The sequence below is a fragment of the uncultured Sphingomonas sp. genome, from assembly GCF_913778135.1.
GTDB lineage: Bacteria > Pseudomonadota > Alphaproteobacteria > Sphingomonadales > Sphingomonadaceae > Sphingomonas.
This window is the reverse complement of record NZ_CAJYVU010000045.1, coordinates 1-20,840: the sequence shown is the minus strand read 5'-3', so window position 1 is coordinate 20,840 and position 20,840 is coordinate 1. Positions and strand designations below refer to the sequence as shown.

The following is a 20,840-nucleotide window of genomic DNA, read 5'->3' as shown; positions in this document are numbered from 1 at the left end:
CAGACAGGGGCCGGGAGGAGCGATCCTTCCGGCCTTTTCTTTGGCACAAGCCATTTCATTTCACGTCTGACACCAATCCCCCTTCGCGCACGCCTTCACGTGTCCTATATGGCTGACACAGACCTAGGGAGTGAGCCGAGACGATGACCCACCGTGCCGTTGCCGCCGCGCTGATGGCGCTTCCGCTCGCCGCGTGCGGGCTCAACAGCGTTCCGACCGCCGAGGAGACTGCGAAGACGCGCTGGGCCGACGTCCAGAACGAGTATCAGCGCCGCGCCGACCTGATCCCCAATCTCGTCTCGACGGTGAAGGGCTATGCCAAGCAGGAGTCGGACGTGCTCACCCGCGTGACCGAGGCGCGCGCCAATGCCGGCCGTATCCAGCTGTCGGGCGACGACCTGAAGGATCCCGCCAAGGTGCAGCAATATGCCAATGCGCAGAACGGGTTGAGCGTCGCACTGACGCAGCTGCGCCCTTTGCAGGAGGCCTACCCCGACCTGAAAAGCAACGCCAACTTCATGGCGCTGCAATCGCAGCTTGAGGGCACGGAAAACCGCATCACGATCGCGCGGCGCGACTACAATTCGGCGGTGCAGGACTACAACACGCGCATCCGCACCTTCCCCGACGCGGTCGGCGCGAAGATTTTCTACGGTGCGAAGCCGATGGTGCCGTTCCAGGCGACCACGCCCAACGCGCAGACCGCGCCGACGGTGAACTTCGGCGCCTGAGCCAACACCCGTGTCGCGGCTGATCCGCTCGATCCTCGCGCTGCTGCTGGTCGTGTTCGCGCTGCCGGCCGCAGCGCAGACGTTCCCCAAGCTGACTGGCCGCGTCGTCGATGACGCGCACCTGCTCTCGCCCGAGCAGGTGCAGCAACTGACGCAGCTGAGCGCGGGCGTCGAGCAAGCCTCGACGCGACAGCTGGTGGTGGCGACGATCCCCGACCTGCAAGGCTACCCGATCGAGGATTACGGCTACCGTCTTGGTCGTGCCTGGGGTCTGGGGCAGAAGGACGCGAACAACGGCGTGATCCTGCTGGTCGCGCCCAAGGAGCGCAAGGTCAGGATCGAGGTCGGCTACGGGCTGGAGCCGATCGTCACCGACGCGCTGTCCAGCGTCATCATCAACCAGACGATCCTGCCGCGTTTTCGCGACGGCGACATGGCGGGTGGCATCGTCGCGGGCGCGAACGCGATCGCGGAGCAGCTGAAGCTCCCGCTCGAGGCCGCGGAGCAGCGCGCCAAGGCGGCGGGCGCCAAGCGCGCGCAGGCCGGCGGCAACAATCGCGGCGGCCTGATCGCGGTCTTCTGGATCATGGTGGTGCTGTTCTTCGTCGTGCCGCTGATCTTCCGCCGCGCGGGCGGCCGGCGCTTCGACGACGATGACGACGACGATCATGGCAGTGGCGGCGGCGGTGGTGGCCAGCGTCGTCGCAGCGGCGGCTTCGTGCCGCCGGTCGTGATCTGGGGCCCGGGCATGGGCGGCGGCTGGGGCGGTGGCGGCAGCGGCGGTGGGTTCGGTGGCTTCGGCGGCGGCGGTGGTGGCTTCGGTGGCGGCGGCGGATCGTTCGGCGGCGGCGGCGCGAGCGGGGGATGGTGATGGCGACCTTTTCCGACAGCGAGCGCGACGCGGTCGCCGCCGCGGTCACCGCAGCCGAGGCGACCACCGACGGCGAGATCGTGACGATCGTCGCGCAGCAGTCCGACGCCTATCACGACGTCGCGCTCCACTACGCGCTCGCCGCCGTCCTCGCGGTGACCGCAGTCGGTGCGATCAGGCCCGACTGGCTCACCCCGTTCGACAATGGCTGGGAGCATGAGCCGAGCATACACGGCATGCTGTTCACGCTGCTGATCGCGCAGGCAGTCGCATTCCTTCTTGTTCGGCTGCTGCTCGCCTATCGCCCGCTGCGGCTCGCGCTCACTCCTCCAGCGACCAAGGCACGCCGCGTTCGTCGCCGCGCGCTGGAAGCATTCCGCGTCGGCACCGAGCGCCGCACCGCAGGGCACGAGGGCGTGCTGCTCTACCTCTCGCTTGCAGAACACCGTGCCGAGATCGTCGCCGACGCCGCCGTCCACGCCCGCGTCGCACCCGAACGCTGGGGCAAGGCGATGACGACGCTCGTGTCCGCGATCCGCGCCGGCCGCACCGCCGACGGCCTTGCGGGCGCAGTCACCGCGATCGGCGTCGTGCTGGCCGAGGTGCTGCCCAAGACCGACGACAATCCCAACGAATTACCCGACCGGGTGATCGAGCTATGAGCGTCGAGGATGCCGACAAGCCTGTCGAGGTAATGTGGGAAGGCCGCTTCATCCGCGCGGTGCGCCGCGGACGGTGGGAATATGTCGGCCGCCGCGGCGGGATCGAGGCGGCGGTCATCTACGCCGATACGCCCGCGGGAGAGGTAATTCTGGTCGAGCAATATCGCGTCCCGCTCGGCCGTCGCAGCCTTGAACTACCCGCAGGCCTAGTAGGCGATGATACGGAGGGAGAAGGCGTGGCGAGCGCCGCCGCGCGCGAGCTGGAGGAAGAAACCGGCTACCGCGCCGGACGCATCGAGGAACTCGGCTTCTTCTACGCCTCCCCCGGCATGACCAGCGAAGGCTTCACGCTGGTGCGCGCACACGACGTGGAGAAGGTCGGCGACGGCGGCGGCGACGCGCAGGAAAATATCGAGGTCATCCTGGTCCCGCGTGCCAACCTGCCCGCCTTCGTTGCCGCAAAACGCACGGCCGGCGTCGCGATCGACGTCAAGATGCTGCTGCTACTCGGCGAGGCGTTGCTGTAGCGACGGGCTCTACTCGCGCGCGACCAGCACCATCTCGAACACGCGATCGGCGTCCTCCAGCAGCAGGAACTGCGGGATAGGATCCAGCGACGGCACCCAGTAGCTGACGCCCGACCGGCCGAAGCCGAACAGCGGGGTAGCAGCACCGAAGCGGATCGTCCCATGACCGCCCAGCTCGGTCGTCAGATGTACGTCGCCGACCGCCTGCAGGTCGACGATCGTGCGCACGCCGAACGGTCCCGCGCGCTCGATCGCCGCGCGTCGCCCGGTCAGGACATACCGCGTCCGGCCGCGTAGCCAGGCGTCGACGAAGAAGCGTCCGACAAAGAAAAACAACCCAATCAGCAGAAAGAGGAGGCCGAACAGTCTGAACGGCAACGGTGCACCGTCGCTATGACCCACGCCGATGTTCCAAAAGATGACGAAGCCGAGCCAGACCATGCTGAACGGCACCAGCATCAGGTCCCGCCGCGTCAGCCGCAACCCGCGCGCGGGTGCACCCTGCCACGCTATCCGCTCACCCGGCGCCAGTCTGGGCCAGGGTGTCGCGGACAGCGTCACCGGAAATTGTCGGCGTAGCTCTGCAGCTTCAGCTTCTTGGTCGGTGTCGGGATAACCGTATAGGCGAGCCCCTGATCCTCGGCGTAGGCAACCGCGGCGTCGCACGACGGAAAGCTCAGCTTCACCTGTTCGCGCACGTCGCCACTGCCGGCCCAGCCGGTCAGCGGGTCGGCACGCTTGGGCTCAGTGGGCTCGAACTCCAGCACCCAGTGTGTCGTGGCGAATCGACCCGACTGCATGGCGTTCTTCGGGCGCTGATAGATGCGGGCGTTGGCCATTAGGAAAACTCTCGAACCGGTCTCGTATGTTGCCAGATGCTCTAGCGCGCGCCGGCGTTCCGCGCATCCGCCTTTTTGGTCCTGAGCGTCGCGGTCGCGGCGGCGGGATCGTCGGGCCAGGGATGCTTGGGATAGCGCCCGCGCATCTCCTTCGCCACTGCCACCCATGACCCCGCCCAGAAGCCCGGCAGATTGCGCGTCGTCTGGATCGGGCGCCCCGCGGGCGAGGTGAGCGACAGCACCAGCGGAACGCAGGCCTCGCCGACGATTGGGTGCTCGGCCAGCCCGAACAGCGACTGCACCCGCAGCGCGACGGTTGGGCCGGCCTCGGCGGCGTAATCGATCGCGTGCGTGCTGCCCGCCGGCGTGGTGAAATCGGCTGGGGCGAGCCGGTCGATCTGGCGCTGCGCGTCCCAGCCGATCAGGTTCCGCAACGCGTCGGTGAGCGCACCCGGCGGGATCGCGTCCAATCGCCGACGCCCCTCGACCAGCGCGGGCAACCATTCGTCCAGCCGCTCGGTCAACGTCTCGTCGTCGAGCGCGACCCCCGCGAACGCTGCCCGCTGCCGAAGCGCGGTCGCCCCCTCGCCCCATGGCAGCAGCGCGACGCCGTGTAGGCGCACACCCTCGACCAGCGCGGCGGCGATCGTGTACGGCTCGGCGCGCGTGTCCGGCCCCGACGACAGCCGGATCGCCCCGAGCCGCCGCTCACGCACCGGCTGCACCGCCCCAGTATCGGGGTCGAAGGTCGCGCTGCGTACCGTCTCGATCCGGTCGGCGAACAGGTCCTCGACCTCGGCGAGCGTCAGCGGTGCCGCCGACAGGATGCGCGCGCCCGCCGCACTTCCCTGCGTTTCCGCCACCGCGAGCCATTCCGCGCGCGCGAGCGAGGCGGTCGAGTCGAGCCGGAACCCGCGCCCGCCGACCGAGGCCCAGCGCTCCCCGCTCGCATCGCGGCGGCGAGAAACGCGGTCGGGAAAGCCGAGCGCCAGCGTCGCGCCGATACTCGCCTCACCCTCTGCCCGTCCGGCCGAGCCGGTCCACCTCGCCGCCAGCTTGCGCGCGCCATCCGCTTTTTGCCCGCGCTCGCCGCGCCAGCGCCGCAGCCGCACCTCCAGATCGGCGTCGGGGCCACCAAGCCCGCGCTCCTGCAACAGCACCGCGATCTCGGCCGCGAGCCGCTTGTCGGTTGCCGAGAGCAGCATGTGCGCCAGCCGCGGCGCCATCGGCATCGCCGCGATCCGCCGGCCGTGCGGCGTCGGGCGCCCGTCCTCGCCCAGCGCGCCGAGCGTCGTCAGCCGCGCACGCGCCTCGGCAATCGCAGCCTCGGGCGGCGGGTCGATCCAGCGCAGCTCGCGCGGATCGGCGACGCCCCAGATCGCGGTGGCGAGCAGCAGCGCCGAAAGGTCCGCCTCCAAAATCTCGGGTGGGTCGAAGCGCGGCATCCCCGCAGTCGCCGCTTCCTCCCACAACCGGTACGCAGCCCCCGGCCCCTGCCGCGCCGCGCGCCCGGCGCGCTGCGTCGCCGCCGCCTGGCTCTCGCGCTCGGTCACCAGCCGCGTCATCCCCGCCGCACGGTCGTAGCGCGGGCGTCGCGCGAGCCCGGAGTCCACCACCACGCGGATGCCGTCGAGCGTCAGGCTCGTCTCCGCGATCGAGGTCGCGAGCACCAGCTTGCGTGCACCATCCGGCTCCGCACGAATGGCAGCGCGCTGCGCGGCGGGGTCGAGGCTGCCGTGCAGCCGGTGGAGCGTGACATTCGGCAGATCGCCGAGCACGGTCGCGGTGCGCTCGATCTCCGCAACGCCAGGCAGGAAGGCGAGCACGCCGCCCTCTTCCTCCGCCAGCGCCTGCCGGATCGCCCCGGCCATCGCCTGCTCGATCCGCTGCTCGCCCCCGCGACCGACGTGGCGGAGCACCAGAGGATAGCTGCGCCCCGCGCTCTCGATCATGGGCGCACCATCCATCAGCGCCGCGAAACGCGCGCCATCGAGCGTCGCCGACATCGCCACTACGCGCAGGTCCGGCCGCAACCCGGCTTGTGCGTCGAGTGCCAGCGCCAGCCCGAAATCACCGTCGAGGCTGCGTTCGTGCACCTCGTCGAAGAGGATCGCCGACACGCCCGACAGTTCGGGGTCGGCTTGTAACCGCGCGGTCAGAATGCCTTCAGTCACGACCGTCACGCGCGTCGCCGCCGACCGCTTGCTGTCGAGCCGCGTCGCATAGCCGAAGGTGCGCCCGACCGCCTCGTCCGCCAGCGCCGCCATCCGCTCCGCCGCCGCGCGCGCGGCGAGCCGGCGCGGGGACGTGACCAGCACCTCGCCCGTGCACCAATCCTCGCCCAGCAGCGCGGGCGCGACCGCGGTCGTCTTGCCCGCGCCCGGTGGCGCCACCAGCACTGCCGACGAGCCTGCACGCAGCGCCGCAAGCAGGTCGGGCAGGACGGCGTGGATCGGCAGCGCCGTCACTGGGCTAACCCGGTCAGAGCGCCTTCTGCGCCAGCTCCTTCAGGTCGGCGATCGGGCGGGCGCCGAAATGGCTGATGACCTCGGCCGCACACACCGCGCCGAGCGTCAGTGACTGCTCCAGCGTCTTGCCCCGTGCCTGACCGTGCAGGAAACCAGCGGCGAACAGATCGCCCGCGCCGGTCGTGTCGACCACCGCGTCGATCGGTTGCGCCGGCACCGTCACGCGCTCCTCGCCCGCCTGTGCCAGCGCCCCGCGCTCGCTCAGCGTCACGACGACCAGCGGCACCTTGTCCGACACGGCGGCGATCGCCGAGTCGACGTCCGCGGCCTGCGTCAGAAACACGATTTCCGCCTCGTTGGCGAACAGCACGTCGATCAGCCCCTGATCGATCAGTTCCTGGAACGCGGCGCGGTGGCGATCGATCACGAACTCCGCCGACAGCGTGAACGCGACCTTGCGCCCGGCCTTGCGCGCGATGTCGATCGCGGCACGCATCGCGGCGCGCGGCTCCTCCGGGTCCCACAAATAGCCTTCGAGATAGAGGTAGCGCGCGTCCTCGATCAGCTTGGCGTCGATCGACTCCGCCGGCAGGTAGTGCGACGCGCCCAGGAACGTGTTCATCGTTCGCTGCCCGTCGGGCGTCACGAAGATCAGGCAGCGCCCGGTGGTCGGCTGCCCCGCGCGCGCGGACACGTCGAAACGGATGCCCGCGGCATGAATGTCGTGTGCGAACACCTCGCCCAATTGGTCGTCGGCGACCTGCCCGATGAAGGCGCACTCGCTGCCCAGTGCCGCCATGCCCGCGATCGTGTTCGCGGCCGAACCGCCCGACACCTCCTGCCCCGGTCCCATCTTGGCGTAGAGCGCGTCGGCCTCCTCGGGTGAGAACATCAGCGCCATCGCGCCCTTGGTCATGCCGTTCTCGGCGACGAAGCCGTCGTCGGCGGGCGAGAGGACGTCGACGATGGCGTTGCCGATCGCGACCACATCGTAACGGGGTTCGGTCAAGAAGGTGCTCCAACAGGGGCGCGGGCATATCGGCCGGCGCGGATGGCGCTCGCGGTAGCCAAGCCGCCGGCACGCCGCAACCATTGACGCATACACCGCGGCCCGCGATCCTCGCGCTCATGTTCCACGCGCTGCTGCTCTCGCTCGGCCAACTCGGCGATCCTGCGATCCGGCGCGTGCTTGCCAGGTCGCTGGCGCTGACGCTCGCGATCTTCGCGGCGCTCGGTGCGGCGATCTGGTGGAGCCTCGACGCGGCGATGGCGGACTGGCGCTACCACAATGCGCTTGCGGGTGCGGCGGCGACGCTTGCGACGCTGCTCGCGCTGTGGCTGCTGTTCCGCGCGATCGCGGTGCTGGTGGTGGGCGTCTTCGCCGACGATGTCGTCGCCGCGGTCGAACGCAAACATTATCCGGCCGCATTGGCGAGCGCTCGTGCAGTCCCGCTTCATCGCTCGATGCAGATGGGTCTGGGCTCCGCTGTGCGGTTCCTCCTCGTCAACCTCCTCATGACGCCGGTGTACCTTGCGCTGCTGGTCACCGGTGTCGGCACCGCGGCGGCGTTCTTCGTGGTCAACGCGTGGCTGCTCGGACGCGACCTGTCGGACATGGTGGCGAGCAGGCATCTGTCGCGTGCGGCGATGCGCGACTGGCGCAAGGCGAATGCGGCCAAACGCTTCCTGCTGGGGCTTGCGGGCACGGGGTTGTTCGTGGTTCCGCTGTTCAACCTGCTCGCCCCCGTGCTCGGCGCGGCGATGGCGACCCATCTGTTCCACAGGACGCGACCATGATCCGCCGTTTGCTCCCGCTCACTCCCTTCGCCGCGCTGGCCGCCTGCGGACCGACCGGCGTCACCCCGCCGCCCGCGCTCAGCAGCGCGCCGTCGCAGGCCAATCTCGCGGTGATGGGACAGGATGCCGCCGGGCTCGTCCGCCTGTTCGGCAATCCCGACGCCGACGTGCGCGAAGGCACCGCGCGCAAGCTCCAGTTCGAAAGCGCGATCTGCGTCCTCGACGCGTACCTCTACCCCAAAGGCAGCGGCGATCCGCGCGTCACCTGGGTCGACGCCCGCCAGCGCGACGGTAGCCCGATCGACCGCGCCAGCTGCATCGCTGCCCTATCCCGCCGCGACGGCGGTAAGTAGCGCTTTCGGGACGCGGACCGGCGCGCTACCACCACCGGCGAACGACGGGGGTGAGTGCGTGGCAGGGGATTGGGCGGTCACCGCCGAGGGATTGGTCAAGCGCTTCGGCGAGCGCCGCGTCGTCGACGGCGTCGATCTGGCGGTGCCGACGGGCGCGATCTACGGCGTGCTCGGCCCGAACGGCGCGGGCAAGACGACGACGCTCAGGATGCTGCTCGGTATCATCGAACCTGACGCTGGATCCCGCACCCTGCTCGGCCACGCGCAGCCGCAGGATGCGAGCGACCAGGTCGGCTACCTGCCCGAGGAGCGCGGGCTCTATCCGGCGATGAAGGCGCGCGAGGCGATCGCCTTCATGGGCGCATTGCGCGGGCTCGACTGGCGCCTGGGACGCGCGCGCGCCGGCGAGATGCTTGAGGCCGCCGGGCTCGGCCACGCCGCCGATGAGAAGATCCGCAAGCTGTCGAAGGGCATGGCGCAGCTCGTCCAGCTGCTCGGCTCGGTCGTCCACCAGCCCGAAATGCTCGTGCTCGACGAACCCTTCTCCGGGCTCGACCCCGTCAACCAGGAACGGCTGGAGCGGCTGATCGTCGCCGAGCGCGACCGTGGCGCGACGATCCTGTTCTCCACCCACATCATGTCGCACGCGCAGCGCCTGTGCGACCGTCTCGCCGTGATCGCGGGCGGCAAGCGCCGCTTCGAGGGAACGGTCGAGGAGGCGCGCGCGCTGCTGCCGCAGCAGGTCCATTACGTGCCCAATCACCCCGGACCAGATATTGTCGCCGCGCTTCCCGCCGATGCGACGCGCGATGGCGAGGGCTGGCGCTTCACGCTGCCGCCCGACGGGATCGAGCGGACGCTGAAGCAGTTGATCGACGCCGGCCACGGCATCTCCGGCCTGTCGATCGAGCGGCCGGGCCTGCACGAGGCATTCGTCCACATCGTCGGCGCGCAGGCCGTGGAGACCGCACGATGACGCGCTTCCAACGCCAGCTCCGCCAGACGCTGACGATCGCGCGCCGCGACTTCATCGCGACCGTCTTCACGCCGATCTTCCTCCTGTTCCTGTTCGCGCCGTTGATCATGAGTTCGTTTGGCGCGATCGGTGGCCTCGGCGCGGCGAACGCCGCCGACGGGTCGTCCGACAAGCAGCGCATGGTGCTGGTCATGCCGCTCGACGAGGCACGGCTGGTGCGCGCGGCCGACGAGCAGTTGCGCGCGACCTTCCCGCGCGACGCGCGCCCTCCCGCGATCGTCGTCGTCGCCGATCCGGTCGATCCGCGCGGGCAGTTGCGCCGGCGCGACTTCGACGTGTCGGCGGTGATGCAGGGACCGCTCGACCGTCCCGCGATCTTCTACGCCGCGGGCAATCGCCGCGACGCGCGTTACTTAGCCGCCGTCGCCGACGTGGCGCTGCGCCGCCACGCCACCGGCGAGGCGCGGTTGTCGACGCCCAAGATCGAACGCGTCAGCATCTCCACCCCGTCGCAGGGCGGGCAGAAGACTGCCGCCTTCTTCGCCGTCTTCGGCATCTTCTTCCTGACCTTGTTCCTGTCGGGTCAGGTCGTCGGCACGATGGCGGAGGAGCGCAACAACAAGGTGATCGAGGTGCTCGCCGCCGCCGTGCCGCTCGAATCGGTGTTTCTCGGCAAGCTGCTCGGCATGTTCGGGGTCGCAGTGCTGTTCGTAGCCTTCTGGGGCACGATCATCGCGCAGGTGGGGCAGTTCCTCCCCGCCGATCTCGCCTTGCAGGCAGCGCAGCTCGTGCCCGCGGTCGGCCTCGGCTGGTTCGCGCTGCTGTTCGTCGCCTATTTCACCACCGCCTATCTGCTGCTCGGCGCGGTGTTCCTAGGCGTCGGCGCGCAGGCATCGACGATGCGCGAGATCCAGATGCTGTCGCTGCCGATCACCGTCGTACAGGTCGGCATGTTCGCGCTCTCCAGCGCTGCCGCATCGCGCCCGGGCACGTGGATCGCGACGCTGGCCGAGCTGTTCCCGCTCTCATCCCCCTTCGCGATGGCGGGGCATGCCGCCAATCGGCCCGAGCTGTGGCCGCACGCAGCGGCGCTCGCGTGGCAGCTCATGTGGGTGTCGATCTTCATCACCGTCGGGGCGCGGCTGTTCCGGCGCGGGGTGCTCCAGTCCGCCAGCAGCAAGCCGGCGTGGAAACGGCTTTTCGCGCGCGGCTGATCGCAACACTATTGACAGCAATGTCAGTTAGGTTTCTTCTCGCAACCAAATAGGAGAGAGAAGATGGCGACGCTTGCGCGAGACGCTGCCCCCGCGGTCGACCCGTTCGACGTCAGCCGGCCCGAACTCTACCGCGACGATACTTGGGGCGAGCCGTTCCGCCGCCTGCGCGCCGAGGCGCCGGTCCACAAGGTCGAGCATTCCGAGTTCGGACCCTATTGGTCGGCGTCCACCTACAAGCCGATCGTCGAGGTCGAGTCGCTCCCCGACCTCTACTCGTCCGAGGTCGGCGGTTTCACCATCGCGCCATTCGGGCCCGAGGGCAGCGAGGTACGCATGCCGATGTTCATCGGCCGCGATCGTCCCGTCCACACCGGTCAGCGCCGCACCGTCGCCCCAGCCTTCACGCCGAGCGAGATGGTCCGCATGACCGCCGACATCCGCCGCCGCACCGCCGAGATCCTCGACGCACTCCCCTATGGCGAGACCTTCGACTGGGTCGACCGCGTCTCGATCGAGCTGACGACGCAGATGCTTGCGATCCTGTTCGACTTTCCCTGGGCCGACCGGCGCAAGCTGACCGAATGGTCCGACTGGGCGGGCGATATCGAGATCATCAAGAACGATGCATTGCGCGAGCAGCGGCTGGGCAAGATCTACGAAATGGGCGCCTATTTCCAGGGTCTGTGGAACACCAAGCTCAATGCCGATCCCGCCCCCGACCTGATCAGCATGATGATCCACTCGGACGCAATGAGCCACATGGACGCGCACGAGTTCATGGGAAACCTGATCCTGCTGATCGTCGGCGGCAACGACACGACGCGCAACACGATGAGCGGGCTCGTCTACGCGCTCGACCGCTTCCCCGACCAGCGCGCAAAATTGGAGACCGACACCGGCCTGATCGCCAACGCGACCAGCGAGATTATCCGCTGGCAGACCCCGCTCGCGCACATGGCACGCACCGCCACCGCCGACACCGAACTCGCCGGACAAAGAATCGCGGCCGGAGACAAGGTCGTGATGTGGTATATTTCCGCCAACCGCGACGAGAGCGTGTTCGGCGACAATGCCGACGACTTCCAGGTCGACCGCGCCAATGCACGCCGTCACCTCGCCTTCGGCCACGGCATCCATCGCTGCGTCGGCGCGCGACTGGCAGAGTTGCAGGTGTCGATCCTGCTGGAAGAAATGGCGGCGCGGCGTATGCGCGTGAACGTGGTGGGCGAGCCATCACGCGTCGCTGCCTGCTTCGTTCACGGCTACCGTGCGCTGCCGGTCGAACTCTCGCGTTATTGAGGGCTTGAGCCTCCGCCGTTTGCGGCTAGCATCGCGACCGACAAGCGGGGGCTTCGACATGGTTGGTGAAATGGCAGCGGACGTGGTGACCGGCGGCGTGATCGCGCACGCGGTCGAGCCGCGCGCGGGCGGGCACGTGGCGGCGGGTCAGTTCGAACACGGCCTGTGCCTCAACTGCGGAACGGCTCTGATCGACGCCCACTGCCACCGCTGCGGACAGGCCGGCCACGTCCACCGCACCGCCGGCGCCTTCTTCCACGATGTGCTCCACGGCGTATTCCATTTCGAGGGCAAGGCGTGGCGCACGCTGCCGATGCTGGTGCTCCATCCCGGTGCATTGACGCGCCGCTACGTCGCGGGCGAACGCGCGCGCTTCGTCTCGCCGATCGCGCTGTTCCTGTTTTCGGTCTTCCTGCTGTTCGCGATCCTCGCGCAGCTGCCGATGTTCCATTTCGAGGGAGACTTCCTCAAGGGTGGAGGCGGCATCGCCACCCTGCAATCGACCGTCGCCGTCGAACGCGGCAAGATTGCGCGCGATCTCACCGACCTGCGCCGCGAATTGAGCGAGGAACGTGCGGCGTCCAAACCCGACGCGGCTCGCATCGTGAAACTGGAAAAGCGCATCAACGACGCGCGCACCGCGGTGAACGACCTCACCGCTGCCGAACGTGCGCTGCCCCGCGCTGTAGAACATAGCGCTTTCAACGCCGCCGCCCCAGGTTTCGAGAGCTGGGCGGCGGGCAAGTGGCAACATGCGACCGAGAACCCGAAGCTGCTGCTCTACAAGCTGAAGAGCAGTGGGTATAAATACAGCTGGGCGCTGATCCCCTTGTCGCTGCCGTTCCTGTGGCTGCTCTTCCCCTTCAGCCGCCGCTTCGGCTTCTACGATCACGCGGTGTTCGCGACCTATTCGCTCACCTTCATGTCGCTGCTGACGATCGCAACCGCGCTGCTGCTGACGGCGGGTGCCTCGTCGTCGGTGGTGATCGTCGCGCTCGTCGCCGCGATGGTCCACATCTACAAGCAATTGAAAGGCGCCTATTCGCTCGGCCGCGGCGGCGCGCTGATTCGCACGCTCGTTCTCTCCACCTTCATCTGCTGGGCGATCGTGCCCTTGTTCCTGACCGGTTTGCTCTACCTCGGCCTCGCCGACTGATCGCGCGCAACCTGTGGCAGGTGTTTGCGTTACGGCAACCACCAACCATGCACCGTTCACACAGGGAGAATTGTACCATGCGTAAATTCCTGCTCACGCTGGCCGCAGCCGGTCTCGCAGTGCCGACCGCCGCCGTTGTCGCCCCGACGCACAAGGCCGAAGCACGCGAGTATCACGGCAAGAGCTACAAGCATCGTCGCTACCGCGGCGCGCGTCGCTGCCGCTACTCGAGCGGTACGACCGGCCTGATCGCGGGCGGCGTCGGTGGCGCGGTACTCGGCAACGCCGTTGGCGGTGGTCTGCTCGGCACCGTCGCAGGTGGCGCAGCGGGTGCGCTTGGTGGTCGCGCGATCGACCGCACGATCACCGCGAAGCGTCGCTGCCGCTGATGTAATGCTCCTCCCGCTCATCTGGGCGGGAGGAAGCCACGCGACCGATCAGTAGCGGTCCTCGGAGTGGTCGCTTGCCGCTGTCGCACGATCGTCACCTGCACGACGCTCGATCAGGCTTCTGCTACTTAGAACTTGTGATGTTTACGCCCTTCGGCCGAGCGGCGGTGGCGTACGCGTCTGACGATCTTTTAGTGTGATCTACTTATCCCGCGCCGTTCGGCTCTTCTTCTAAATAGCCGTATTTCTTACCGATACGCCGACGATGACAGGTTCAGCCTGCTCCCAACGGCTTTTGATCGGCGTGAGGTCGCGCTGAAAGTGATCAGCGTACTCGCATCGCAGGTTGTCGTGACCCTTCCGGCGTATACGCGCACAGATGAGTTCAAGCAAAAAGGCCGCGGAAGGTAGCTCCTTCCACGGCCTTTTGCTGCTTCACGTCCGACGGCGTGTCAGGCGCCCGCGGGTGACGGGCTGCCGAACGGGCCGCTCGGCCGCTTGGTCTTGGGGATCGAGGTACCCGCGCTCGGCACCACCACGGTCTTCGCGCCCGGCTCGCTGCGGCCGATGTCGTCGCCCGCGATCAATCGCTTGATCTCCTCGCCGTTCAACGTCTCATACTCCAGCAGCGCACCTGCCAGCGAGTGAAGCTGGTCGATGTGATCGCTTAACACCTGCTTCGCACGCGACAGACCGCCCTCGACGATGCCCTTGATCTCGTCGTCGATCAGCTGCGCGGTCGCGTTCGACATGCGCACCGGCTGCGAAGAGGAGTAACCCAGGAAGCTTTCGCCCTCGGGCTGCGCATACTCAACCGGACCGACCTTGTCCGACATGCCCCATTTGGTGACCATGTCGCGCGCAAGACCCGTCGCATACTGGATGTCGCCCGACGCGCCCGACGACACCTTGTCGTAACCGAAAATGATCTCCTCGGCGACGCGGCCACCCATCGCGACGGCAAGGTTCGCGTACATCTTGTCGCGGTGATAGCTGTAGCTGTCGCGCTCGGGCAGTCGCATGACCATGCCAAGTGCGCGCCCGCGCGGTATGATCGTCGCCTTGTGGATCGGATCGGACGCGGGCTCGTGCATCGCGACGACGGCGTGGCCCGCCTCGTGATATGCAGTCATCCGCTTCTCGTCGTCGGTCATCACCATGCTGCGACGCTCGGCGCCCATCATGACCTTGTCCTTGGCTTCCTCGAACTCGGCCGAGGCAACCAGCCGCTTGCCCTTGCGCGCCGCCATCAGCGCAGCCTCGTTGACGAGATTGGCGAGGTCCGCGCCCGAGAAGCCCGGCGTACCGCGCGCGATCACGCGTGCGTCAACGTCGGGCGCCAGCGGCACCTTCTTCATGTGCACTTCCAGGATCTTGACGCGACCGTCGATGTCGGGACGCGGCACGACGACCTGGCGATCAAAGCGACCAGGGCGCAGTAGCGCAGGGTCGAGCACGTCGGGTCGGTTGGTCGCCGCGACGATGATGATCCCCTCGTTCGCCTCGAACCCGTCCATCTCGACCAACAGCTGGTTGAGAGTCTGTTCGCGCTCGTCGTTGCCGTTGCCCAGGCCCGCGCCACGGTGACGACCGACCGCGTCGATCTCGTCGATGAAGACGATGCACGGCGCCGACTTCTTCGCCTGCTCGAACATGTCGCGCACGCGGCTGGCGCCGACTCCGACGAACATCTCGACGAAGTCCGAACCCGATATGGTGAAGAACGGCACGCCCGCCTCACCCGCGATCGCGCGCGCGAGCAGCGTCTTGCCCGTACCCGGCGAGCCGACCAGCAGCGCGCCCTTCGGGATTTTGCCACCCAGTCGCGCGAACTTGGTCGGGTCCTTCAGAAACTCGACGATCTCGGTCAGCTCGGCGCGTGCCTCGTCGATGCCGGCGACGTCGTCGAACGTCACCTTGCCGTGCTTCTCGGTCAGCATCTTGGCGCGGCTCTTGCCGAAGCCCATCGCGCCGCCCGCGCCGCCACCCTTCTGCATCTGCCGCACGACAAAGAAAGCGATGCCAAGGAACAGCAGGAACGGCAGCGACTGGTAGAGCAGGACCATCCAGATCGACGGACCCTCTTCGGGCTTGCCCGCAACCTCGACACCCGCCTTGCGCAGCCGTTCGATCAGCCCGCTGTCCTGCACCGGATAGGTGCGGAACTTGTCGCCGGATGAGAACGTGCCGGTGATCATGTCGCGCGACACATTGACGGTCTTCACCGTGCCCTCATCAACCTTGTCGAGGAAGGTCGAGTAGGCAACCGTGTTGCCCTGCGCGCCGCCGGTGCGCCCGTCGAACATCGTCACGACGACCGCGAGCGCCAACAGGATGCCTACCCAGATCAGCAGGCTTTTCATCCACGGGTTCGGGCCACCGGGATTGCCGCCGCCGTCACCGTTGCCAGACTGCTTGTCGTTGTCGTTCATTCGGGAGCCTTTCGTCCGCGAATATGTAGGCGCGCCGGGGTTAATGGCAATGGAACAAGACCGTTCACGATGATCGACGCGACCGCGCCCGGACGAAGCGCCAGACCGGTTCGTCGCGCGCGTCGCGCGACGGCCGGCACAGCACCTCGCCCAGCGTCACCGTGGCGCCGCGGTCCAGCGCGGCAACGCCTCGCGCAATCGCGGACCCGCGCGGATCACCGGCCGGATCGACCGTCAGCACACAACGCGCGACGAGTCGGCGGCGCAGATCGAACGGCAGGTCCGCCGCGGCCATGACGATCCCGCCGTCCGCCTCTGAGCATCGCTCGTCCCACAAGCGCTGCGTTACCCACGCCAGCGCTTCGTCCGCGTCGGCCAACGCCGACGCGCTCCTCGACCATGCCGCTGCGTCGATCCAGCCCGCGCCTTCCAATGCCGCGCGCACCCGGGCCCGGGCGAAGCGCGCATCGCGGTTGCTCGGATCATCGACCGGCGTGATGCCGCACGCCGCCACGATCGCTGCCAGCTCATCACGCCGCCAACCGAGCAGCGGCCGGATCACGTCGCCGTTCCCCGCCCGCACCCCGGCAAGTCCCGACAGCCCGGCGCCGCGGTTCAGTCGCATGGCGATCGTCTCGACCTGATCGTCGGCGTGGTGCGCGGTCGCGATCGCCGCTGCCCCGACCTCACCCGCGTGTGCGCGCAGCAACGCGTAGCGCAGCGCCCGCGCGCGTGCCGACAGGTTGCGCGTGCCAGCCGCGCGCGTCGGTAACGCGCCCGTCAATACCGTATGCGGCACGCCGATGCCCGCGCATAGATCGGCGACCCATCTCGCCTCGTCTGCCGCCTCTTTGCGCAGACCATGATCGACCGTCGCCGCGACGCAGCCGTTACCGAGCACGTGGTGGGCCAGCAGCAGCAGCGCGACGCTGTCGGGTCCACCCGACACCGCGACCAGCAGCGGCGCGTCCGGCGTGAACGTCCGCCCGAGATCGTCCGCGAAGCGCGCCACCGCCGCGGGATCAATCGCGCCAGACCGGATCAGCGCAAGGTTACTTGCACTTGGCGGTGACACGCGCCTTCGCGATATCGGCCTTCATGCTGGCCGAGATCTTGTCGCCGTAGACGTCGGTCAGCTCACCGTAGACCTTGCACGCATCCGCCGGCTTGTTGAGTTTGGTTAGCGACTGGCCGAGATAATACAGGCTCTCCGGCGCGCGCTCACCTTCGGGGAACTTCTTGTAATTGTCATAGAAGGCGATCGAGGCGAGGCTCGGTTTGCCCTCATCCAGGTAGCTGCGGCCGAGCAGATTCTGCGCGTAGCTGGCACGGCGATGCTTCGGATAGGTCGCGACCACCTGCTTCAACTGCGCCTCTGCCTCCGCATATTTCTTCGCGGCGAACAGGCGATAGCCGTAGACATAGGCGTCCTCGCCCGCGTCACCCGTGCTCGGCTTCTCAATACCCGCGACACTGCCCGACGCAGTCGAACCCCGCGCCGGGGCAGCGTCATCCGGCGGGGTCAGCACACCGCCGCCGCGCGCGACCGGCTTGCCGCTCGCCGCCTCTGCTGCCGCCGCGCGTGGTGCGGATGGCACCGTCACCCCCGCCGCATCGACGTCGCGCGGCGCGCCGGCGGCTTGCCCGGCGAGCTTCGCGTCGGTCGCCTTCTTGTAGGCGGCGAACTGGTCCTCGATCTGGCGCAGGCGATATTGCGTCTGCTCGATCTGCCCGGTCATCGTCGCGATCTGCTGCTCGAGCGCGACGACGCGGTTGCTGAGGTCGGTGACCGGACTGGTCGCCGGGGTTCCCGCGGGCACCGCCACGCTCGTCTCGGGCGAGATCTGTGGCTCGACCATCGCGGCAGTGCCGTTCGGGAACACCTTGCGCTGCACCGCGCGCATCTCGCTTTCCAGTCGCCCGACGCGTCCCTCGACGTTCGACTGCGCGGTCGCGGGCGCGACGCCCGCCGCCAGCATCATCGCGCCGAGCGCACAACCCGTACCCAACCACAATCTGTTCATGCGTCGCCCCCGACCCTCGATCATCATGCGCCCCAACTCGCTCAACGCACCTGTCCTTACGCTGAAGCAGCCTATTGCGCGGCCGGCGTGGCTGTCGCGGCCGGCGTAGTACCCTGAGCGGCGGCACGGTTGGCACCCGCGGCGTCGTCCGCCGCCGGCGACGCGAACGCCGGCGGCAACGCGTTGCTGCGGCGCTGACCGGTGACACGCGCCGGCACCGCGCGCGACACGACCGGCGTCGATGCGCTCGCGCTCGGTGTCGGCGCGGGCGCCGTGCCCGTCGCACGATCGGCCAGCGCGCTCGCGCTGATGCGGATGTCCTTCAGCGGCCGGCTGCCGTCACCCAGCGGCGCGATGACGCGGTCGCCGACGGTGATCCGCAGCTTGTCGGGGCGGCCGACGTTGATCTTGGGATCGTTCGCGTTCGCGGGCACCTCGAACCGCTCGCCCGGCTTCATCGTGCCGATGTACAGCGTCTTGTCGGCGGCATCGTAGACGCGCAGCCACACGGAATCGGCGGCGGTCAGCACCACCGGACCGTTCGCGGCCGTCGTTGGCACCACCGTGGGCGCGGGCACCGCGGCGGTCACCCGCGCGTTCCCGATCGCCTCCGACCCGCTATCGCCGCCTCGAAACACGCCGGTCGCGAACCACAAAAGCGCCAGGATCAGCACCGCGAGCGCCAAGCCCAGCGCGACGATCACCACGGTGCGCGACGGCCCGCGCGCGGGGTCGGCGATCTCCTGCACGTGATGATGCTGCCGCTGCACCGCGCCGGGCGCGTTCATCTCGTCGCGGATCTCGCGGCCGATCACGACCTGGTCCATCCCGACCGCCCGTGCGTACGCCTTGGCGAAGCCGACCGCGTAGGTCGATGACGGCAGGTCCTGCGGCCGGCCGTTCTCGATCGCTTCCAGGAACCGCTGCGTCACCCGCGTGCGCGTCGCGACCTCGGGCAGCGACAGTCCCTGTGCCTCGCGCGCGGCGCGCAGCCGCTGACCGACCGTCGCCGGTTTCGCGCCCGCCATCTCGCCCAAGTCGCCGTCGCTCATCTTGTTCTCCAGCGCGCAGCCTTTCCCCGATCTGGGCCCCGATTGGCTGCAACCCGAACCTGCGTGTTTCAAACGGGCCGGTGAGTGTCAACCGGACCCGCGCGTAAGCGATCGCAGGATCACGCCAATTCGACGCCTTCGCCCGTCGCCCACGTCGAAAGTGCGCCGCGGAAGTCGCGCGGGGGCTGCGCCAGCAACGTCGCCATCCGCTCGGCAAGCTTAGCGCGGTCGATCGAGCGGATCATCGCTTTGATCGGCCCGACCGCCGCCGGGGTGATCGACAGCCGCTCGATACCCAGCCCGATCAGCGCCATCGCCTCCAGCGGACGCCCGCCCATCTCGCCGCACACCGCGACCGGTACGCCCGCCGCATGCGCCTGATCAGACACCAATTTCACGAACCGCAGGATCGAGGTCGACAGCCAGTCGTAGCGTTCGGCCAGCTTCGGGTTGGCACGATCGGCGGCGAACAGGAACTGCGTCAGGTCGTTGGTGCCGATCGACAGGAACTGCACGCGTGGCAGCAGCAGGTCGAGCTGATAGGCAAGGCTCGGCACCTCCAGCATCGCGCCATAGCGTATCTCATTCGGCAATCGCCGCCCGCGCGAGGCGATCCAGTCGCGCTGCGCCTCGAACAAGGCCTTGGCCTCGTCGAACTCCCATGCCTCGCTCACCATCGGGAACATGACGTTGAGCGTCCGGCCAGCCGCTGCTTCCAGTAGCGCGCGCGCCTGCGCCTTCATCAACCCGTCGCGTTCCAGCGCGAGGCGGAGCGCGCGCCACCCCATAGCCGGATTCTCCTCGTCCGGCGCATCGGACACGAGGTACGGCAGCGCCTTGTCCCCGCCGATGTCGACCGTGCGGAACACCACCGGCCGGTCGCCCGCGGCGTCGAGCACCTCGCGGTACAGCCGCTGCTGACGCTCGCGCTGCGGCAGCGTGGCGGAGACGAGAAACTGGAATTCGGTACGAAATAGCCCGATCCCGTCGGCACCCGTCACATCGAGCGCGGCCACATCGTCGCGCAGCCCCGCATTGACCATCACGGTGATACGCTGTCCGTCGCGCGTCTGCGGCGCCAGATCGCGCAGCGCAGCATAGGCGGCCTTGCGCTTCTGCCGCAGCACCAGCTTGGCGTCGAACGCTTCCTCCATCGGCAGCGTCGGTCGCACCAATACCGAGCCTTCGGTCACGTCGAGCAGCAGCAGGTCGCCTTCCGCGATCATCCGCCGCACGTCGCGCACGCGGCCCAGCACCGGCACGCCCATCGCGCGCGCCACGATCGTGACGTGCGCGGTCAGCGATCCTTCCTCCAGGATCACGCCCTTCAATCGCCGACGGTCATATTCCAGCAACTCCGCCGGACCAAGATTGCGCGCTATCAGGATCGTGTCCTGCCTCAGTCCCAGTTGCGCCGCGGTCCCCATCTGCCCCGACACGATCCGCAGCAACCGGTTGGACAGGTCCTCCAGATCGTGCATCCGGTCGGCGAGCAAAGGATCGTCGATCTGCCGCATCCGCTGGCGCGTGCGCTGCTGCACCCGCTCGATTGCGGCCTCGGCGGTCAGCCCTGAATCGATCGCTTCGTTGATCCGCCTTGCCCAGCCCTCGTCGTAGGCGAACATCTTGTAGGTGGCGATCACCTCCTGATGCTCATCGCCGACGCCGAACTCGGCCTCGCGCGCGATGCGGTCGATCTGCTCGCGCATCTTGTCGAACGCGGCGTAAACGCGGTGGCGCTCGGCCTCGGTATCCTCCGCGACCGTGTGCTCGATCGTGACGCGCGGCTGGTGGAAAATGGCATATCCCGCCGCCATGCCGTCGACCAGCTTCTGTCCGGCCATGCGCACGGTCGCGGTCGACTGCACCCGGTCCTTCGGCCCGCCCTGATCGATCAGCCCGGCATTGGCGATCAGCTCGGACAAGACCATCGCCACCGTCTGCAACGCCTCGATCTCAATATCGGCATAACGGCGCGGATCGGCGTGCTGCACCGCCAGCACGCCCACCGAACGCTCGCGCCTGACGATCGGCACACCCGCGAAGC

At 68.4% G+C, this 20,840-nt stretch carries 20 protein-coding genes; 11 read left to right on the top strand and 9 right to left on the bottom strand.

Features of this window, described 5'->3' with window-relative positions:
* Positions 1 to 143 precede the first annotated feature (143 nt).
* Genes QZ847_RS04590 through QZ847_RS04575 form a run of 4 tightly spaced genes read left to right on the top strand, consistent with a single transcriptional unit; the run spans position 144 to position 2,791 of the window.
* On the top strand, positions 144 to 731 hold the full coding sequence (locus tag QZ847_RS04590; RefSeq protein ID WP_294189756.1) for a LemA family protein: 588 nt from the start codon (positions 144 to 146) through the stop codon (positions 729 to 731).
* 10 nt (positions 732 to 741) lie between these two features.
* Positions 742 to 1,602, top strand: coding sequence for a TPM domain-containing protein (locus QZ847_RS04585; RefSeq protein WP_294353526.1), 861 nt, complete (start codon positions 742 to 744; stop codon positions 1,600 to 1,602).
* The gene (locus QZ847_RS04580) at positions 1,602 to 2,264 is read left to right on the top strand and encodes a hypothetical protein (protein WP_294353521.1); all 663 of its coding nucleotides are present in this window, start codon (positions 1,602 to 1,604) and stop codon (positions 2,262 to 2,264) included. Before QZ847_RS04585 ends, QZ847_RS04580 begins: the two co-directional genes overlap by 1 nt.
* Positions 2,261 to 2,791 (top strand): NUDIX hydrolase, encoded by a 531-nt coding sequence (locus tag QZ847_RS04575; RefSeq protein ID WP_294353519.1) that lies wholly within the window; start codon positions 2,261 to 2,263, stop codon positions 2,789 to 2,791. Before QZ847_RS04580 ends, QZ847_RS04575 begins: the two co-directional genes overlap by 4 nt.
* Positions 2,792 to 2,800: 9 nt before the next feature.
* Here QZ847_RS04575 and QZ847_RS04570 read toward each other — a convergent pair whose 3' ends face one another.
* Genes QZ847_RS04570 through QZ847_RS04555 form a run of 4 tightly spaced genes read right to left on the bottom strand, consistent with a single transcriptional unit; the run spans position 2,801 to position 7,107 of the window.
* A complete protein-coding gene (locus tag QZ847_RS04570; protein WP_294353516.1) occupies positions 2,801 to 3,352 on the bottom strand; it encodes a hypothetical protein in 552 nt (183 codons plus the stop codon).
* Entirely contained in the window at positions 3,349 to 3,630 is a 282-nt protein-coding gene (locus QZ847_RS04565; protein ID WP_294353514.1) for an ETC complex I subunit, read from the bottom strand. Before QZ847_RS04565 ends, QZ847_RS04570 begins: the two co-directional genes overlap by 4 nt.
* A 41-nt stretch (positions 3,631 to 3,671) precedes the next feature.
* Positions 3,672 to 6,098 carry an ATP-dependent helicase HrpB gene (hrpB, locus tag QZ847_RS04560; protein WP_294353512.1) on the bottom strand — a complete coding sequence of 809 codons (2,427 nt, stop codon included), beginning with the start codon at positions 6,096 to 6,098 and terminating at the stop codon, positions 3,672 to 3,674.
* A gap of 13 nt (positions 6,099 to 6,111) precedes the next feature.
* Positions 6,112 to 7,107 (bottom strand): adenosine kinase, encoded by a 996-nt coding sequence (locus QZ847_RS04555; RefSeq protein ID WP_294353508.1) that lies wholly within the window; start codon positions 7,105 to 7,107, stop codon positions 6,112 to 6,114.
* A gap of 119 nt (positions 7,108 to 7,226) precedes the next feature.
* On the opposite strand from QZ847_RS04555, the gene QZ847_RS04550 reads away from it, so the two are divergent.
* The 7 genes from QZ847_RS04550 (at position 7,227) to QZ847_RS04520 (ending at position 13,285) form a co-directional block, all read left to right on the top strand.
* Complete coding sequence (locus QZ847_RS04550; protein ID WP_294353596.1) at positions 7,227 to 7,895, top strand: EI24 domain-containing protein; 669 nt, start codon at positions 7,227 to 7,229, stop codon at positions 7,893 to 7,895.
* Positions 7,892 to 8,248 (top strand): hypothetical protein, encoded by a 357-nt coding sequence (locus tag QZ847_RS04545; RefSeq protein WP_294353505.1) that lies wholly within the window; start codon positions 7,892 to 7,894, stop codon positions 8,246 to 8,248. The genes QZ847_RS04550 and QZ847_RS04545 overlap by 4 nt, the downstream gene beginning before the upstream one ends.
* Positions 8,249 to 8,306: 58 nt before the next feature.
* The gene (locus tag QZ847_RS04540; RefSeq protein WP_294353502.1) at positions 8,307 to 9,224 is read left to right on the top strand and encodes an ATP-binding cassette domain-containing protein; all 918 of its coding nucleotides are present in this window, start codon (positions 8,307 to 8,309) and stop codon (positions 9,222 to 9,224) included.
* Positions 9,221 to 10,438 (top strand): ABC transporter permease, encoded by a 1,218-nt coding sequence (locus QZ847_RS04535; protein WP_294353499.1) that lies wholly within the window; start codon positions 9,221 to 9,223, stop codon positions 10,436 to 10,438. Before QZ847_RS04540 ends, QZ847_RS04535 begins: the two co-directional genes overlap by 4 nt.
* Positions 10,439 to 10,501: 63 nt before the next feature.
* Positions 10,502 to 11,740 (top strand): cytochrome P450, encoded by a 1,239-nt coding sequence (locus QZ847_RS04530; RefSeq protein WP_294353496.1) that lies wholly within the window; start codon positions 10,502 to 10,504, stop codon positions 11,738 to 11,740.
* A 70-nt stretch (positions 11,741 to 11,810) separates the two neighbouring features.
* Positions 11,811 to 12,896, top strand: a complete 1,086-nt coding sequence (locus QZ847_RS04525) for a DUF3667 domain-containing protein (RefSeq protein ID WP_294353493.1) — start codon at positions 11,811 to 11,813, stop codon at positions 12,894 to 12,896.
* Between the two features lie 77 nt (positions 12,897 to 12,973).
* Positions 12,974 to 13,285, top strand: a complete 312-nt coding sequence (locus QZ847_RS04520; RefSeq protein ID WP_294189733.1) for a hypothetical protein — start codon at positions 12,974 to 12,976, stop codon at positions 13,283 to 13,285.
* 452 nt (positions 13,286 to 13,737) lie between these two features.
* Here the strand turns inward: QZ847_RS04520 and ftsH are convergent, their stop codons facing one another.
* The 5 genes from ftsH to ptsP all read right to left on the bottom strand — a co-directional run.
* Positions 13,738 to 15,717, bottom strand: coding sequence for an ATP-dependent zinc metalloprotease FtsH (ftsH, locus tag QZ847_RS04515; protein WP_294353489.1), 1,980 nt, complete (start codon positions 15,715 to 15,717; stop codon positions 13,738 to 13,740).
* 64 nt (positions 15,718 to 15,781) lie between these two features.
* A complete protein-coding gene (tilS, locus tag QZ847_RS04510; protein WP_294353487.1) occupies positions 15,782 to 16,792 on the bottom strand; it encodes a tRNA lysidine(34) synthetase TilS in 1,011 nt (336 codons plus the stop codon).
* Positions 16,770 to 17,741, bottom strand: coding sequence for a hypothetical protein (locus QZ847_RS04505; RefSeq protein ID WP_294353484.1), 972 nt, complete (start codon positions 17,739 to 17,741; stop codon positions 16,770 to 16,772). The genes tilS and QZ847_RS04505 overlap by 23 nt, the downstream gene beginning before the upstream one ends.
* 71 nt (positions 17,742 to 17,812) lie before the next feature.
* Positions 17,813 to 18,793, bottom strand: a complete 981-nt coding sequence (locus tag QZ847_RS04500; RefSeq protein ID WP_294353481.1) for a helix-turn-helix domain-containing protein — start codon at positions 18,791 to 18,793, stop codon at positions 17,813 to 17,815.
* Positions 18,794 to 18,912: 119 nt separating this feature from the next.
* On the bottom strand, positions 18,913 to 20,840 hold a 1,928-nt coding region (gene ptsP, locus QZ847_RS04495), incomplete at its 5' end, for a phosphoenolpyruvate--protein phosphotransferase (protein WP_294353478.1).

Excerpts from the sequence above, each read along its gene's own strand:
- QZ847_RS04505 (WP_294353484.1), bottom strand. The coding sequence starts at position 17,741 with ATGAACAGATTGTGGTTGGGTACGGGTTGTGCGCTCGGCGCGATGATG.
- QZ847_RS04580 (WP_294353521.1), top strand. The coding sequence starts at position 1,602 with ATGGCGACCTTTTCCGACAGCGAGCGCGACGCGGTCGCCGCCGCGGTC.
- QZ847_RS04535 (WP_294353499.1), top strand. The coding sequence starts at position 9,221 with ATGACGCGCTTCCAACGCCAGCTCCGCCAGACGCTGACGATCGCGCGC.
- QZ847_RS04590 (WP_294189756.1), top strand. The coding sequence starts at position 144 with ATGACCCACCGTGCCGTTGCCGCCGCGCTGATGGCGCTTCCGCTCGCC.
- QZ847_RS04545 (WP_294353505.1), top strand. The coding sequence starts at position 7,892 with ATGATCCGCCGTTTGCTCCCGCTCACTCCCTTCGCCGCGCTGGCCGCC.
- QZ847_RS04500 (WP_294353481.1), bottom strand. The coding sequence starts at position 18,793 with ATGAGCGACGGCGACTTGGGCGAGATGGCGGGCGCGAAACCGGCGACG.
- QZ847_RS04530 (WP_294353496.1), top strand. The coding sequence starts at position 10,502 with ATGGCGACGCTTGCGCGAGACGCTGCCCCCGCGGTCGACCCGTTCGAC.
- QZ847_RS04520 (WP_294189733.1), top strand. The coding sequence starts at position 12,974 with ATGCGTAAATTCCTGCTCACGCTGGCCGCAGCCGGTCTCGCAGTGCCG.
- QZ847_RS04565 (WP_294353514.1), bottom strand. The coding sequence starts at position 3,630 with ATGGCCAACGCCCGCATCTATCAGCGCCCGAAGAACGCCATGCAGTCG.
- QZ847_RS04550 (WP_294353596.1), top strand. The coding sequence starts at position 7,227 with ATGTTCCACGCGCTGCTGCTCTCGCTCGGCCAACTCGGCGATCCTGCG.
- QZ847_RS04575 (WP_294353519.1), top strand. The coding sequence starts at position 2,261 with ATGAGCGTCGAGGATGCCGACAAGCCTGTCGAGGTAATGTGGGAAGGC.
- ftsH (WP_294353489.1), bottom strand. The coding sequence starts at position 15,717 with ATGAACGACAACGACAAGCAGTCTGGCAACGGTGACGGCGGCGGCAAT.
- QZ847_RS04525 (WP_294353493.1), top strand. The coding sequence starts at position 11,811 with ATGGCAGCGGACGTGGTGACCGGCGGCGTGATCGCGCACGCGGTCGAG.